Annotated in this window: 13 protein-coding genes; 6 read left to right on the top strand and 7 right to left on the bottom strand. The window is 67.9% G+C overall.

The genetic code is table 11. The features are described from left to right. The first annotated feature begins 10 nt into the window (after nucleotides 1–10). Entirely contained in the window at nucleotides 11–478 is a 468-nt protein-coding gene (locus AU072_RS24995; protein WP_064416321.1) for a hypothetical protein, read from the top strand. Here AU072_RS24995 and AU072_RS25000 read toward each other — a convergent pair. After that, the gene (locus AU072_RS25000) at nucleotides 460–1,830 is read right to left on the bottom strand and encodes a DNA polymerase IV (RefSeq protein WP_064416240.1); all 1,371 of its coding nucleotides are present in this window, start codon (nucleotides 1,828–1,830) and stop codon (nucleotides 460–462) included. The two genes, AU072_RS24995 and AU072_RS25000, sit on opposite strands and share 19 nt — an antisense overlap. 33 nt (nucleotides 1,831–1,863) lie before the next feature. Between AU072_RS25000 and AU072_RS25005 the strand changes: the two genes are divergently transcribed. Continuing rightward, nucleotides 1,864–2,097 carry an RNA-binding S4 domain-containing protein gene (locus AU072_RS25005; RefSeq protein WP_064416241.1) on the top strand — a complete coding sequence of 78 codons (234 nt, stop codon included), beginning with the start codon at nucleotides 1,864–1,866 and terminating at the stop codon, nucleotides 2,095–2,097. On the opposite strand, the gene ileS is transcribed toward AU072_RS25005, so the two are convergent. Together ileS and AU072_RS25015 are read right to left on the bottom strand one after the other, a co-directional pair. Then, the gene (gene ileS, locus AU072_RS25010; RefSeq protein ID WP_064416242.1) at nucleotides 2,094–5,246 is read right to left on the bottom strand and encodes an isoleucine--tRNA ligase; all 3,153 of its coding nucleotides are present in this window, start codon (nucleotides 5,244–5,246) and stop codon (nucleotides 2,094–2,096) included. The two genes, AU072_RS25005 and ileS, sit on opposite strands and share 4 nt — an antisense overlap. 272 nt (nucleotides 5,247–5,518) lie before the next feature. After that, the gene (locus tag AU072_RS25015) at nucleotides 5,519–6,163 is read right to left on the bottom strand and encodes a hypothetical protein (protein ID WP_064416243.1); all 645 of its coding nucleotides are present in this window, start codon (nucleotides 6,161–6,163) and stop codon (nucleotides 5,519–5,521) included. Nucleotides 6,164–6,299: 136 nt separating this feature from the next. Between AU072_RS25015 and AU072_RS25020 the strand changes: the two genes are divergently transcribed. Then, nucleotides 6,300–6,671 (top strand): hypothetical protein, encoded by a 372-nt coding sequence (locus tag AU072_RS25020; protein ID WP_064416244.1) that lies wholly within the window; start codon nucleotides 6,300–6,302, stop codon nucleotides 6,669–6,671. Nucleotides 6,672–6,715: 44 nt separating this feature from the next. Continuing rightward, nucleotides 6,716–7,453, top strand: a complete 738-nt coding sequence (locus tag AU072_RS25025) for a hypothetical protein (RefSeq protein WP_064348408.1) — start codon at nucleotides 6,716–6,718, stop codon at nucleotides 7,451–7,453. Nucleotides 7,454–7,472: 19 nt separating this feature from the next. Here AU072_RS25025 and lipL read toward each other — a convergent pair whose 3' ends face one another. From lipL to mutA, 4 genes are read right to left on the bottom strand one after another with little or no spacing between them, the layout of a single operon-like run. Then, on the bottom strand, nucleotides 7,473–8,747 hold the full coding sequence (gene lipL / locus AU072_RS25030; RefSeq protein WP_064416245.1) for an esterase/beta-lactamase LipL: 1,275 nt from the start codon (nucleotides 8,745–8,747) through the stop codon (nucleotides 7,473–7,475). 47 nt (nucleotides 8,748–8,794) lie between these two features. Continuing rightward, a complete protein-coding gene (gene meaB / locus AU072_RS25035) occupies nucleotides 8,795–9,787 on the bottom strand; it encodes a methylmalonyl Co-A mutase-associated GTPase MeaB (protein WP_064416246.1) in 993 nt (330 codons plus the stop codon). Then, on the bottom strand, nucleotides 9,788–12,055 hold the full coding sequence (scpA, locus tag AU072_RS25040) for a methylmalonyl-CoA mutase (RefSeq protein WP_064416247.1): 2,268 nt from the start codon (nucleotides 12,053–12,055) through the stop codon (nucleotides 9,788–9,790). 1 nt (nucleotide 12,056) lies between these two features. Continuing rightward, entirely contained in the window at nucleotides 12,057–13,874 is a 1,818-nt protein-coding gene (gene mutA / locus AU072_RS25045; protein WP_064416248.1) for a methylmalonyl-CoA mutase small subunit, read from the bottom strand. 99 nt (nucleotides 13,875–13,973) lie between these two features. On the opposite strand from mutA, the gene AU072_RS25050 reads away from it, so the two are divergent. Both AU072_RS25050 and AU072_RS25055 read left to right on the top strand, forming a co-directional pair. Beyond that, entirely contained in the window at nucleotides 13,974–14,720 is a 747-nt protein-coding gene (locus AU072_RS25050; protein ID WP_064416249.1) for a TVP38/TMEM64 family protein, read from the top strand. 48 nt (nucleotides 14,721–14,768) lie between these two features. Next, on the top strand, nucleotides 14,769–15,965 hold the full coding sequence (locus tag AU072_RS25055) for a phytanoyl-CoA dioxygenase family protein (RefSeq protein WP_064416250.1): 1,197 nt from the start codon (nucleotides 14,769–14,771) through the stop codon (nucleotides 15,963–15,965). Nucleotides 15,966–15,968 lie beyond the last annotated feature (3 nt).

Raw genomic sequence — 15,968 nt, forward strand, 5'->3', positions numbered from 1 at the left:
CTTCGAGAACATGGTTCGCCGAGGCGCCACGCTGACCGCCGTTCTGGCGCTGACCCTGGCCGCCGGCGCGGTGGCCCGTGCCCAAGCGCCCACGGGAGCGGACGCGATCGATCACTACCCCGTCGCCGAAGGCTTCTACCGACCCGGCCCACCGCCCAACTACCACGTGTTCTTCACGACACCCGACGGGCTGTCCTGCGGCATCGGCCCCAACGGCGGCCCCATCGGTTGTGACGGGGTTCCGCTGGAAGCCCCGCCCGGCACCAACCAGACGTTTTTGACCAGCGGCGGCCCGGCAGAATATCGCCACTCCCCCGCACCGACGTTCACCCGCGAGGGCGTCGACGTCCTGCCTGCGGGGTACCGGCTCGAAAACTGGGGAGCCAGTTGCGGTGTCGGACATCAGGGCACGGTGACCTGTACGACGTACGGCGGTCACGGCTTCACGATCTCGAGCGTTTACGGGGTGCTCTGGTAGCGCGCCAGTTCGGCGATGTAGTCGGGCCAGTCGAGCGAATCGACGGGGTTCGCGCGCTCGATACCGGGCGTGTCGACCGGGAACGTGCGGGCTTGGCCCGGTCCGCTGGTTCTGGTCTCGAACCGGACCGTCATCACCCCGTGCCCGGCGCCCTGAATCCACCCGTGTCCAAAATCCGGGTGGGTGACATCGTCGCCGATGCGCCAAGCGGGTGCGGTCGCGGCGAGATCCGAGACGGTCGGCGGCACCCCGGTGTGCGTCACGTCCTCGTCGTACGCCATCAGCTCCAAGTCCGGGAACAACGACTCCTGCCGAACATCGGAGAGCCCCGAAAAGCCAACGCCCAGAAGGCGAATCGGACCGACCTCGACGGGGTCGAGCAGCAGCCGGCGCGCGGTGGCGGTCAAGGTGGCCGCATCGGCGGTGGCATAGGGCAGGGTCGCCGATCGGGTGAGGGTGCTCATATCGGACTTCTTGAGCTTCACGGTGACGGTGCGCGCACCGCGGCCGTCCTTCTCCAGGCGCCGGTGGGCGTGCTCACCGATCGGGCCCATCGCTTCGCGAAGCTGGTCGAGGGTGGTCAGGTCTTCGGGGAAGGTGGACTCCGCGCTGATCTGTTTGGCCGGCGCGTTCTCGGCCACCGGCCGGTCGTCGATACCGCGGGCGAGGCGGTGCAGCGCCGGGCCCACGGTGCCGCCGAGGATGTCGGCGGCCTCCGCCTCGCTCAGAGCGGCGAACGCGCCGATGGTCTCGATGCCGAGCCTGTGCAGCTTCTCCCCGGCGACAGGTCCGATCCCCCACAGCCGCCGCACCGGCAGGCCGTCGAGCAACGAGCGTTCCTCGTCGCGGCGAACCACCCGCATACCGTCGGGTTTCGCCAATCCGGATGCGATCTTGGCGAGCTGCTTACCCGAACCCGCACCGATCGACGCGACGAGCCCGGTCTCGGCGAGCACCCGGGCGCGCAGCGTCCGACAGAAGTGCTCGACGTCGGCCGCCGATGCGCCGGCGAGTTCGGCGGGCTCGCCGAAAGCCTCGTCGTACGAGAGCTGCTCGAGAACCGGCACCATCGCGCGCACCGTCTCGAACACCCGGCGGCTGGCCACGCCGTAGACGACTCCGCGCGGCGGAAGAACCACCGCTGTGGCGCCGACCAGCCTGCGGGCCTGGTGCATGGGCATCGCCGACTTGGCGCCGTACACCCGCGACTCGTAGCTCGCCCCGGCGACCACACCGCGACCGCCGAGCCCACCGACCAGCACCGGGCGTCCCCGCAGCGTCGGACGGGTCAGCTGCTCGACGGACGCGAAGAAGGCGTCCATGTCGAGGTGCAGAACCCAGCGAGCGTCCATTGCTGCAGATGCTAAGGCGCTAACCTGACCCCCATGGCACACCCGGGCGCCGAACCCCTCGATGTCGTCATCTCCGACGACTCGATCCGGTTGGGCCAGTTCCTCAAACTGGCCGGGCTCATCGACTCGGGCGCCGACGCGAAGTCGGTGATCGCCGACGGGCTGGTCACCGTCAACGGCGAAGTCGAGCACCGACGGGGCAGACAGCTGCGCCGCGCCGATGTCGTGGTGTTCGACGGCCGCGGCGCCCGCGTCGCCGATGGTTAGCGATCGACCTTCGCGATCGCGACCTTCACGCCGTCGCCGATCTCGCTGCCGTCCGCCGGCTCACCGAAATCGAAAGTCGTGGCGAGGATTTCGCGTGCGATCAGGTCGCGGTGCGTGCGCGCCCACGCCTCGCGTTCCTGCGGAACCGAGATCACGACGCTGATCCGGTCGGATACGTCCAGACCCGTCGACTTGCGCAGATCCTGCAGTTCGCGGATGCGGTCTTTCGCCCAGCCCTCGGCCTCCAACTCCTCGGTGACCGTCCCGTCGAGCACCACCAGCCCGGCCCCGTCGGACAGCGCCGCGGTGTACTCCGGATCGGCGGCGACCAGCCGCGAACTGTACTCATCGGGCTGCAACACGGCCGGTCCGGCACTCAAAGTGCCGTCGGGGTTGACGACGGCCTCGCCCGCCTTGACGGCCTTGATGGCCGCCTGGACGTCCTTGCCCAGCCGCGGACCCGCGACGCGCGCGTTGACCGTGAGCTCGAACCGGCCGTAGGTGTCGATGTCGTCGGTGAGTTCGACGGCCTTGACGTTGAGCTCGTCGGCGATCAGGTCGGTGAACGGCTCGAGCCGCTGCGGGTTGTCCACGGCGACAGTGAGTTTCGGCAGCGGCAACCGCACTCGCAGCTTCTTGGCCTTGCGCAGCGACGACGCCGCCGACGCCACCTCGCGCACCAGATCCATCGTCGCGACCAACTCGGGGTCGGTGGGTAGCAGGTTCTCCTCGGGCCAGTCGGTCAGGTGCACCGACCTCTCACCGGTCACCCCCCGCCAGATGACCTCGGTGATCAACGGCAGCAGCGGTGCGGCCAGCCGGGCGGTCACCTCCAGCACGGTGTGCAGGGTGTCGATCGCGTCCGGGTCCTCGTCCCAGAACCGGGAACGGGACCGTCGCACATACCAATTCGTCAGCGCCTCGGTGAACTGCCGCAGCTCGTCGCAGGCCCCGGAGATGTCGCAGACATCCAGCGACGCGGTGAGCGCGTCGCGCAACACAGCGAGCTTGGCCAGGATGTAGCGGTCCAGCACGTGCGTGGAGTCGGTGCGCCACGTACCCTTCTTCGGCGCGTACAGCGCCAGGAACGTGTAGGCGTTCCACAGCGGCAGCAACACCTGCCGGACGCCTTCGCGGATGCCCTGTTCGGTGACGATCAGGTTGCCGCCGCGCAGGATCGGCGAGGCCATCAGGAACCACCGCATGGCATCGGAACCGTCGCGGTCGAACACCTCGGTCACATCCGGGTAGTTGCGCAGCGACTTGCTCATCTTCTGGCCGTCGTTGCCGAGCACGATCCCGTGCGCCACACAGGTTTTGAACGCCGGCTTGTCGAACAGCGCGGTGGCCAGGATGTGCAGCGTGTAGAACCAGCCGCGGGTCTGCCCGATGTACTCGACGATGAAATCACCCGGGAAGTGCCCGACGACCTGCTCGTCGGGGTCGGCGGAATCGACCCCGGCGAACCAGTCCTGGTTCTCGAACGGGTAGTGCACCTGCGCGTACGGCATGGAACCGGAGTCGAACCAGACGTCGAAGACGTCTTCGATGCGGCGCATCGTCGAGCGGCCCGTCGGATCGTCGGGATTGGGCCGGGTGAGCTCGTCGATGTAGGGCCGGTGCAGATCGGTGGGCCGCACCCCGAAGTCGCGCTCGAGCTCGTCGAGGCTGCCATAGACGTCGATGCGCGGATACGCCGGATCGTCGGACTTCCACACCGGAATCGGCGTGCCCCAGTACCGGTTTCGCGAGATCGACCAGTCCCGGGCACCGGCCAGCCATTTGCCGAACTGACCATCCTTGACGTGTTCGGGATACCAGGTGATCTCCTGGTTGAGCTCCACCATGCGGTCGCGGAATTCGGTGACCCTGATGAACCACGACGACACCGCGCGGTAGATCAGTGGATTGCGGCACCGCCAGCAGTGTGGATAGGAGTGCTCGTAGGTCTCGTGGCGCACCAGCACCGCACCGTGCGGTGCCGCCGGCCCGGTCTGGTTCTTCAGATCGCGGATGATCTGCGGGTTGGCGTCGAAGACGTGCTGTCCGGCGTAGTCGGGGACGGTGGCGTCGAACCGCCCCTTGGAATCGACCGGTGTGACGGCCTCGATGCCTGCGGCCTGTGCGGTGAGCATGTCGTCTTCGCCGTAGGCGGGCGACATGTGCACGATTCCGGTGCCGTCCTCGGTGCTGACGAAGTCGGCGGGCAGCACGCGGAACGATCGGGGCGCATCGGCGAAGTAGGCGAACGGCGGCAGGTAGCGGGTCTCGAGCAACTCGCGCCCGGAGAAGGTGGCCAAAACCTCCGGCTCTTCGCCCAGTTCCCGCGCGTAGGCGCCGACCCGGGCCTCGGCCAACACGACGCGGCGCCCGTCGGGCGCCTTCACCTGCACGTAGGTGACGTCGGGGTGGACCGCGACCGCCTGGTTGGAGGGCAGGGTCCATGGCGTCGTCGTCCAGATCAGTAGGTATGCACCGGCCAGATCCCCCTCGGCGACCCGGAAGCCCACGGTGATCGCGGGGTCCTGGCGGCTCTGATAGACGTCGTCGTCCATGCGCAGTTCGTGGCTGGACAACGGTGTCTCGTCATTCCAGCAGTACGGCAGCACACGATTGCCCTCGTAGGCAAGGCCCTTGTCCCACAACTGTTTGAAGGCCCAGATCACCGACTCCATGAACTCGGGTTCAAGGGTCTTGTAGTCGTTGTCGAAGTCCACCCAGCGGGCCTGCCGGGTCACGTAGGCACGCCATTCGTCGGTGTACTTGAGCACCGAGGCCCGGCAGGCGTCGTTGAACTTCTCGATGCCCATCTCTTCGATCTGCGCCTTGTCGGTGATGCCGAGTTGGCGCTGCACCTCGAGTTCGGCGGGCAGGCCATGGGTGTCCCAGCCGAAGCGGCGCTCCACCTTGTAACCGCACATGGTGCGATAGCGGGGCACGATGTCCTTGACGTAGCCGGTGAGCAGGTGCCCGTAGTGCGGCAGCCCGTTGGCGAAGGGTGGGCCGTCGTAGAAGACGTACTCGGGCGCGTCGTCGCGGCGGGCGATGCTGGCGCGGAAGGTGTCGTCGCGGTCCCAGTATTCGAGGACTTCGGCTTCCAGCGCGGGGAATCTGGGCGCCCCAGCGGCCGGCTTCGGGTAGGCGGTCATAGCTCCTGTGCCTCGTTCGGCTTCCGGTTCGGAAGCCTCAGGTGTTCGTCCAAGGCACGGGGACGACGTCGCGCCGGTGCGCGAGCGCCGCGGTACCACCCCGCTTGCGCACCTCGAAGTCGCGATGTGCGCCGCTCACTTGGGGCGTTGACGGGCCCACCCGTTCGGTTCTACTGGGCTCACGCCGCCGCAGAGCTGGAGGCGCCGAACTGTTCTTCCGAAGGCTCCCCGGTGATGGCCGGATCCAAGCCGTTGACGCCGATCTTACCGAGTCAGTTCGGGGGCAGTGCGTCCGATGTCATCTCGACGAGCGCGAGCGGGAACTGCTCGGACAGCTCCTCGACGGTGTACTGCTCGAAGCGGCTGGTGTCGTACCACCAGTCGACCCGCACCTCACCACCGGCGCGGTAGACCCGCACCTCCAACGCATGACCGAGGCCGGGCGGCGTCTCCTGCACCGGCACGGTGTCCGACGGCAGTTCGCCGATGTAGTTGAAGTACACCTCTGGCGAAGCGGCGACCTCGCGCTCCGAGGCAGCGGCCAGCGTCTGGTGCACGGAGGCCAGTACCTCGGTGGCGGTACCGTGCTGCCCCGTCACACACACCAGCGGTACGGCATCGAGTAGGGAGCCGCGCTCGCTGGCGATGTCAACACGGGCAACGCCCTCGCCGAGTGTGCGGGCGATGGTCCTGCTCAACGCGGCGACCAGGATTTCGTCAGCCGGCAGGCCGAACCATTCCGTGGCCCCGTCGAGCTCGGCTGTCAACTCCTCGCCTGCGGGGGTTGAAACCTTGAAGATGCCGGCGGAGCCACCGGCGTCCGCAGCGTCGTAGTCCGTGACGCGGACCGTTGCCGTAGCAAACTCGCCGAGCGGGCGCAGAACCTCTGTCGGCGAAGCCAGGTAGGGAGCAACCATGCGACCAAAGATAGCTCAGGTGTCCCAGAAATGGGAGATACCTCCCAAAACTGTGACGCCAGTGTCAATTTAGGCAAACTCCTCCAGTTTGCGGACCGCACTGCCCAAACCCGGGACGTTGGTTTAGAGTGGACGAGTGCCTCGGACAGACGAGAACGGCAGACAACTCAAAGCGCTGCTCGACTACCTGCTCGACGGGGACATCGAAGCCAAGGACATCTACGACGCGCTGGGCACGTCCAGCAGCACGTACTACCGCCGGATCAAAGAACCGGACTATCCAGACGCCGAGGAGCTGCGGCGGGTCGCCGACCGATTCGGCCTGAACTATCCCGACCTGCAGATCAGGTTCGGCCTGATGACCAGGCAAGAAGTGCTCAGTTACGTCGAATACCTCGAACGCACCGGCGGTTCGGGCCAGACGGCCGTGCGGGAAACGACCAAGGCGCGCACCCGGATTCCTCGGCTCTCCGAACTGCGACCGCGGAGTGACGCTCCGCCCCTTTAGCCGTACACTTTGCCCAGTACTGCAGCAGCTCCGAAGGCACCCCTATGGCTTTGGCGACCCTGATCGCGATCACGCTTTGCTGTATCGCGTGGAGCCTGTGGATTCGCCGGGTCACCTGGTCCTCCCGTTGGGAAGTCGCCGCCACCCTCAACATCGCCCTGCAGGGCATGGCCGTGCTGTTGATGTCCCCCTGGGCCTCCGAAACGCTCGGGGTCGCGCTGCACGCGCTGACCGGGAAATGGAACCTCGAGGACTTCATCGGCCACGACTGTTACATCGTCGCCGCATCGGCCGTCGTCTACAACGCCCTCGGGCGCCTGCAGGACGACCACTCGCTCCAGAGGTCGTTCAAGCAGTACGTCGAGATTCCGGCCACGCTGTGCATCCCGCTGCTGCTGGTCACGTTCTCCCTCGGTAACGGCGCGCGCATCTTCAAGCGGGACTTCTTCCAGGTGCCCACCGACTTCTGGCTGAACACCTACTGGCTGATCCTGTGCGGCATCCTGATCTACCTGCTGGGCTACGGCAGCCGGGCCCTGTTGGTGCTGCGCAGGGATCCGCGGTCGCGCAAGATCGCCAACGTCTACCTGATCTCGTCTGCCGCCGGCATCGCCGCGTGCATCGTGCGCCTGCTGACGGCCTACATCCCCGCGCTGCAACAGCACGACGGCGGCGCGACCCTGGTCTGGGTGTTCGCGTGTATGTGCGGCGCCGGTTTCGCGCTGACCTCGGCGGAGTCCTGGCGGCAGAAGACGAAGTGGTTCAGCAGCGCGTCCCAGTGACTCAGCCCGCGAGCGAGCGCTATAACGCGACCGGCCGCGACACGCTGTAGAACGGCGCGCCCAGATCGGGCACCGTCTGATAGCCGCGCCTGCGCGCCCGCGCCGCGTCGCGCCGGATCAACACGCCCAGCCCGGCGAACGTCGCCTGGTCGAGCACCATCCGCGTGAGCAGCCGGTTGTGCACGAAGCCGAACGCCAACCCGCTGCTCGGATCGGCCCAGCCGACCGAACCGGCCAGCCCGGCGTGGCCGAATCCGGGCATCACACCCGGCGGCAGCGGGAGCGAGTGGTAGCCCAGATTGAAGCTCAACGGCACGAAGATGTTGCGGTCGGGCCAGTAGCTCGCCCGGCCCGTCAGCGCCGCGACCCGCTCCTCGGACAGGAACTGTTTGCCCTCGATGCGCCCGCCGTTGGCGATCGCGCCGTACATCTTGGCCAGGCTCCTGGCGGTGGCGACACCGTTGGCGGCGGGGATCTCGGAGTCCAGGAACGGGGTGTCCCCCTGAACCACGGACTTCATGCCCGGAAAGTACATCGAACCGAACATCCCGGACACACCGAGGGCCGCGATGCGCGGGGCGACGAAGTTGAACACCGGGTTGGCGAGGGCGCCCTGCGGGGCGAGGATCTGGGCGGCACGCGTCGGCGCGTCGGCCGGCGGGCGGCCCAGGTGCAACCCGTCGGTGTCGAGCGGCTCGGCCAGCTCCTCGCGGATCAGGTCGCGCATGCCCTTCCCGGTGACCGCTCGGCCCAACCCGGACATCAGCCAGCCGTAGGTCAGCGCGTGATAGGCCTGATGGCCGAACAGCAGCTTGTTGACCGGCGCGGCCGCCACGCGCTCCTCCATCACCCGATGGTCGAGCAGCTGCGCCTTGGTGCATCCGTTGAGGTGCGACAGCCCGGCCCGGTGCTGCATCAGCTCGCGCACCGTGATCGCGGCCTTGCCCTTCACGCCGAACTCCGGCCAGTACTCGGCAACGGGCGTGTCGTAGTCGATCAGCCCGCGATCGGCGAGTCGGTGGATGACCGTCGACGCCATGCCCTTGGTGACCGAGAAGACCATCGCACCGGTGTCAGCGTTCCAGTACTGCGTGCCCCGGCGGTCCGAGTAGCCGGTCCACACATCGACGACGGGCTCACCGTGCAGGTAGATCGATAGGGCGCCGCCACCGTAGCGAGGGCCGGGGAACAGTCGCGAGAAGCCGCGCAGGGTGCAGGCGAAGTTGGAATCGGCAGCGCCCTGGACACCGTGCGGGAGCGCGGCGCTGCGCTCCCGTTTGTTGACACCCGTCACAATTTATTTAATTTACTCGTAAGCCCGGCAAATAAACCTGCCGTTACCTATTTGTTAGGTTCGCGCATGTCAGAGGCATCGAGCAGGTGTTGCGCAGCAAGCGCGGGGGTCAACTCCCCGTCCCGCACCTGACGTTCGATCTCGGCGCGCACGCGCTTCACGTTCGGGTTGGACAACACCCGGTCGAGCACCGCATCCCGCACCATCGACCAGGTCCACTCGACTTGCTGAGCACGGCGTCGGCTCTCGAACTCCCCCGCCTCGGTGAGCACGTCGCGGTGTTTGAGCACGGTCGCCCACAGCTCCTCGAGGCCCGTGCCCTCCAGCGCGCTCATCGTGAGAACCGGTGGGCGCCACAGAGTTTCGCGGGGATAGATGAGTCGGATGGCGCCGGAGAGTTCGCGGGCGGCCCGTTTGGCCTCGATCGCATGCTCACCGTCGGCCTTGTTCACCACGACGATGTCGGCGAGCTCGAGAACACCCTTCTTGATGCCCTGCAGCTGATCGCCGGTGCGCGCGAGCGTCAGGAACACGAACGTGTCGACCATGTTGGCGACCGTCACCTCGGACTGCCCCACGCCGACCGTCTCGACCAGGACCACGTCAAAACCGGCCGCCTCCAACAACACGATCGTTTCGCGGGTCGCCTTGGCGACGCCGCCGAGCGTGCCCGAGGTGGGCGATGGGCGGATGTAGGCGTCGGGGTGCACCGCCAGCTGTGCCATGCGGGTCTTGTCGCCCAGGATCGAGCCCCGAGTCCTGGTCGAGGACGGGTCGACGGCCAGCACCGCGACGCGGTGTCCCTGGTTGATCAGGTACATGCCGAGCGCCTCGATCGTCGTCGACTTGCCGACGCCGGGCACCCCGGTGATCCCCACGTGTAGCGAGCTGCCCGCATGCGGGGTCAGCTTCAGCAGCAGTTCCTGGGCCTGCTCGCGGTGGTCGACACGCGTCGACTCCACCAGCGTGATGGCCCTGGCCAGAGCGGCGCGGTCGCCGTCCGCCACGGCGGCCGCAAGGTCGGCGGTCGGATCGGCCATCTAGTCGAGGCGGTAGCCCAGCCGCTCGGCCAGCTTGTGCAGGAGGCCGACCGCCGCGTCGGCGATCACCGTGCCGGGCGGGAAGATCGCGGTGGCCCCGGCCGCGTAGAGCTCGTCGAAGTCACCGGGCGGGATGACCCCGCCGACCACGATCATGATGTCGGGCCGACCGACTTCGGCGAGCGCTTCGCGCAGCGCGGGCACCAGGGTCAGGTGCCCGGCGGCGAGCGACGAGACACCGACCACGTGCACGTCGTTGTCGGCGGCCTGCCGCGCGACCTCCTCGGGGGTGGAGAACAGCGAGCCGACGTCGACGTCGAAGCCGATGTCGGCGAAGGCGGTCGCGATCACCTTCTGCCCGCGGTCGTGGCCGTCCTGGCCCATCTTGGCAATGAGGATGCGCGGCTGACGACCGTCGGCTTCGGCGAACTTCTGCACGAGGTCGGTGGCTTGCGTGATGTTGCTAACCCCTTTACCCCCCATCTCATCTCGGTAGACGCCGGCGATCGTACGGATCTCGGCGACGTGGCGCCCGTAGACCCGCTCGAGCGCATCGGAGATCTCGCCGACGGTGGCCTTGGCCCGCGCGGCGTTGATCGCCAGGGCCAGCAGGTTGTTGCCGAGCCCATCGGAGCCCGCCGGCTCGCGGGTGCCGGCCGCCCGGCTCAGCTCGGCCAGCGCGGCGTCCACCTCCGCCTGGTCGCGATCGGCCCGCAACTGCTGCAGTTTGGCGAGCTGCTCGGCGCGCACGCGGCTGTTCTCGACCTTGAGGACCTCGACCTCGTGGTCCTCGTCGACCTGGTACTTGTTCACGCCGATCACCGTCTGCTGGCCGGAGTCGATGCGCGCCTGCGTGCGCGCGGCGGCCTCCTCGATGCGCAGTTTCGGGATGCCGTCGGAGATCGCCTGGGCCATCCCGCCGTGCTCGACGACCTCGCCGATGTGCATCCGCGCCGCGGTGGCCAGCTGGTGGGTCAGCCATTCGACGTAATACGAGCCGCCCCACGGGTCGATCGGGCGCGTGGTGCCCGACTCCTGCTGCAGCACCAATTGGGTGTTGCGCGCGATGCGTGCCGAGAAGTCGGTCGGCAACGCCAACGCTTCGTCGAGCGCGTTGGTGTGCAACGACTGGGTGTGCCCCTGCGTCGCGGCCATCGCCTCGATACAGGTGCGCGCGACGTTGTTGAACGGGTCCTGGGCGGTCAACGACCAGCCCGATGTCTGCGAATGGGTACGCAGCGACAGCGATTTGGGATTCTTCGGGTTGAACTCGGCGACCAGCTCGCTCCACAGCAGCCGGCCCGCCCGCAGCTTGGCGACCTCCATGAAGAAGTTCATGCCGATGCCCCAGAAGAAGGACAGCCGCGGCGCGAACTTGTCGACGTCGAGCCCGGCATCCAGACCCGCCTTGATGTACTCGACACCGTCGGCCAGGGTGTACGCCAGCTCGAGATCGGCTGTGGCACCGGCCTCCTGGATGTGGTAGCCCGAGATCGAGATCGAGTTGAACTTTGGCATCTTGACGCTGGTGTAGCCGAAGATGTCGGAGATGATCCGCATCGACGCCTGCGGCGGGTAGATGTAGGTGTTGCGAACCATGAACTCTTTGAGGATGTCGTTCTGGATGGTCCCGGCCAACTTCTCCGGCGGCACGCCCTGCTCTTCGGCGGCGACGACGTACAGCGCGAGGATCGGCAGGACGGCGCCGTTCATCGTCATCGACACCGACACGGTCGACAGGTCGATGCCGTCGAACAGCTGGCGCATGTCGAGGATGGAATCGATTGCCACGCCTGCCATTCCGACGTCACCCTGAACGCGTGGATGGTCGGAGTCGTAACCGCGGTGGGTGGCAAGGTCGAACGCCACCGAGAGGCCCTTCTGACCCGCGGCGAGGTTGCGCCGGTAGAACGCGTTGGACTCCGCGGCGGTGGAGAAACCCGCGTACTGCCGGATGGTCCACGGCTGGTTGACGTACATCGTGGGGTACGGGCCCCGTACGAACGGCGGTTCACCCGGGAACGTGTCGAGCGGATAGCCGGCGGCCGCGGCGGCGTCGCGGTCGGAGCCGATGTAGACGGGCTTGACGTCGATGCCCTCCGGCGTCACCCAGTCCACCTGGTCAGCGCTGTACCCGTGCGTCGCGGCGGCCGCCTCCACGTGTGCGGTGACGGCGGCTTCGGTCGGCGCTTCGGCACGCTTCTCGCCGTGCAGCGGGACGTCGGCGAAGCTCCCGATGGTCTTTCCGATCCCGGCTGTGGCAGTCACCTCAGGCCCCCAATCTGGTGAGCAGGTCCGACAACGTGGCGACCGCGTCGATCTTCGCGGTCAGGTAGCCGTCCGGTTTGGAATCAGCTTGCGCGACGGCCTTTTCCGGCCCGGCGAGCAGCACATGCGTTACGCCGGCCGCGCGCGCCTCTTCGACCGCGGCCGAGGCTTCCTCGGCGTAGCGGGCGTCGGTGCCGCAGATCACGGCGATCGGCGGGGTCTGATCCGCCTCGGTCACCGCTTCGATACCGCCCGACGCAAGCAGGTTCGCCGCGAAGGTGGTGCGCACGTTGTGTTCGGCGAGCGGACCGAGCGGCAGCAGCAGCACCTCGGGTCGGGCCCCGGTCTTCTCGAGGAAGGCGTCGGAGCGGTCCCGCAGTTCCTCGAAGCCCGCCGCATATCGGGCCACACCGGGCAGCGAATCACCCTGCGGCAGAGCCGGATCGGCGATGTTGGGAAACTCGTTCACCCCCGTCAGCGCGGTGCGCCGGTGTGCGATGTCCTCGGCGCGCCGCTCGGCCACCTCGGCGATCTGGGATGCGATGTGATCACGGGCCTGTTCGAAGCCGCCGCGGGACTCGATGTCCTGGAAGTGTTTCCAGGCCTGCTCGGCCAGTTGCTCGGTGAGGTCCTCGACGTGCCAGGAGCCCGCCGCCGGGTCGAGCACGCGGCCCAGGTGCGACTCCTCGAGCAACAGCAGTTGGGTGTTGCGCGCCATCCGGCGCGCGAAGCTGGGGGCCGTCCCCGGAAAGCCACCGGGAATCGCGACGTCGAACGGGTGGACCTGGATGGTGTCCGCCCCGCCGACACCGGCCGAGAAGGCGGCCACCGTCGTTCGCAGCATGTTCACCCAGGGATCGCGCTTGGACATCATCGGCAGCGACGTCGTGGCGTGCAACCTGACCGCACCGTGCTCCGGCGCCCCGACCACCTCGGCGGCCCGGGCCCACAGCAGGCGCGCGGCCCGCAGTTTGGCGATCGTCATGAACTGGTCGTCGTCGGCGGCGATGCGGAAACTGATCTGCCGCAGCGCATCCGCGACACCGACTCCGCCCTCCTCCAGCGCCCGCAGGTAGCTCACGCCCGCGGACACCAGGCCAGCCAGCTCCCACGATGCGTTGGCGCCGAGGTTGTGGAACGCGGGTCCGTCGACGGTGACGGCGCGAACTCCGCCGCTGTAGTCACCGAGTTTGGCGGCGGTGGCCACGACGTCGGCGGTTTCGGGAGCCACGCGTCCGCTCAGCGGTGCGGTCAGCGGGTCCGCGCCGAGATCCACCGAGAGCCGGGAGCGCTGATCGTCGTCCAGGTCGCTCAGCAGGCCGAGCACCGCGTCGGCGGCCGGAAGGTAATCGGGCCCGGCGATCTCGAAGAGCACGGGGACGAGGTCGAGGAAGACGCCGTCGAACAGCCGGTCGAGCTCGGCGGGCGCGACGCCGGCGGGCGCACCGACGCGGATGACGAGCGCGCTGACCCCCTCGCTGAGGCTGAGCAACACCGCGCCGTTGTGTTCGGCCACGTTGCCCGACCCGTTCGCCGGAAACGCCTCGGCGACTTTCCAGCCGGCCTTGACGTCGCGCAGTGCGTCACCACCACGCACGAACGGCCACTGCCCGGGCAGCGGGGGTTCGGGTAGCGCATCGGCGCTCGTGTACAGCGGGCGGATCGCGAAGCCGTCGTAGGTGGGCGAATCCAGCAGTCGCTCGGGTTCGGCGGGTAGATCGGCGGGATCCCGCCGGGTGCTCTTTGCCAGCACCGCGGCCACCGCTGAGCGCCAGCGCTCGCGATCGGCCTCGACCACAGTGGGTTTCTGCACGATCATCAGGCTAAATGATCGCAGTCACAGCGGTGTCCGCCGGTCGGCCGACTCGCGGGCTCGCGAACAGGTGACTGCGGCCGCGGTTCCGTAGTCTTGGTAGACGTGAACTCCGTCGTCAGCACCCTGCGCGCGGTCCGCGGCGCGGTGATCGCGACGCTTTCGAGCGTCTCCAGGGCGCGTCTCGTCGGTTCCCTGGCGGCGATTGTGATTCTCGTCGCAGTTGCGTTGCTGGTCCCGATGCCGACCGCCGTGCAGTTGCGTGACTGGGCCACCTCGGCCGGGCCGTGGTTTCCGCTGGCGTTCTTGGCCGCCCACATCGTGGTGACGGTGTTCCCGTTTCCGCGCACGGCGTTCACGCTGGGTGCGGGCCTGCTCTTCGGGCCGGTGCTGGGGATTCCGCTGGCGGTGACGGCGGCGACGATCAGCGCGGTCATCGCGGTGCTGCTCGTGCGCGCGGTGGGTCTGCGACTGGACCGGGCGGTGCGCCACCCGCGAATCGAGTCCGTCAACGCGCGGCTACGCGAACGCGGGTGGCCGACGGTGCTGTCGATGCGGCTGATTCCCGCCGTGCCGTTCGCCGTGCTCAACTACGCCGCCGGCGTGTCGTCGGTGCGCGTGCTGCCGTACGCGCTGGCCACCCTGGCGGGACTGGTGCCGGGCACCGCGGCGGTGGTGATCCTCGGTGACGCGCTCACCGGCAACGTCAGCCCCCTGCTCGTGCTGATCTCGTTCTGCACGGCCTGTTTGGGCGTGGCAGGTCTGGTCTACGAGGTCCGCGTGCACCGGCGTCATCAGCGCGAGCGGACCATCGCACCGGAGGCCGAAGAGGCGCTCCGCCTGACGCGGTGAGGTGCACTTGATCGGGAGGGCCGGAACTTCCTACGCTGTTTTGCACACATGAGTGTCGACGTACGAACGAGGGTCGACGGCGAGCCCGCGCTTATTGAGCCCGCCGAATTCTTCGAGGCCACACTCCCGCGACTGTTCGTCGACTCGAACGAACGGCTCGCGCCGTCGCTTCAGCAGCGGCCGCCGCGACCGCTGACCGTTTCGGTAGACGATCAACGCTGGACTCTCGGCGTCGACGGCCGGCGCATGACATGCGCGAGAGGGGCGGCGACCGGCACGGAATTGCGCATCGACGCAGAGCAGCTGGCGGCGCTGGTCAACGACCAGGTCACCCCGATGGGATGGCTGACCACCGGCACCTTGCAGATCGCCGGGCAACTGTCCGACGTTCTGGACTGGTGGCTCCTGCTGCGAGCCGCACTCGACAGCACGACCCCTCATGTCAACGGCGCCGTCGTCTTCAAGGATCGCGACGGCGAGCAACTGGACCTGAAACACTGCTACACCCCGGACGATCCAGCCGACGAGATGGCCTGGTTCCTCGAACAAGCCGGCTACCTGCACATCAGGGGCATGTTCAGCCAGGCGGAGATGGCCGCCGTCTCGACCGAAATGGATCTTGCCGCACCGCGCTACTTCGAAGGCGACGGGCGTTCGTGGTGGGCCACCCTCGAGGACGGGAGCAGCGCGCTGGTCCGGATGCAGGGGTTCGATGCGGAATCTCGAACAGCCGCTGAGCTCGTCGCTGACGAACGCCTCTTGGGAATCGGTGGGTTGACCGGTGACGGCCACGTCTTCAGCGGGTGGGAAGGCAAACGCCTCGAGGCGCTTTTCAAGCCGCTCGGCGTCACACGGGGGATTTCAGATGTCCCCTGGCACAAGGATTGTGCCCTCGGCCGGCACAGTTATGACTGCTGTGGGCTGACGGTCGGCATCTCAGTGACCGCGGGCGGTGCCACGTCGGGCCAGCTGCGCGTCGTCGCCGGTTCGCATCGAGCCCTCGTGTGGCCGGCACCCAGCCTCCAACCGGGTCTCGACCTTCCCGTCGTCGATCTGGCCACCGAGGCCGGCGATGTCACCGTCCACCTGTCGTGCACGTTGCACATGGCCCAGCCACCGGTAGAACGGGATCGGCGGGTGATGTACACCAGCTTCAGCCTTCCGACAATCGACACCCACGCCCAGGTCGGCCGTCAGCAGGTGAAGCGGATGGCCGACGCGGCGCCGCTGAACACGAGCCAGTGAGCC

Source organism: Mycolicibacterium novocastrense (assembly GCF_001499835.1).
GTDB classification, from domain to species: domain Bacteria; phylum Actinomycetota; class Actinomycetes; order Mycobacteriales; family Mycobacteriaceae; genus Mycobacterium; species Mycobacterium novocastrense.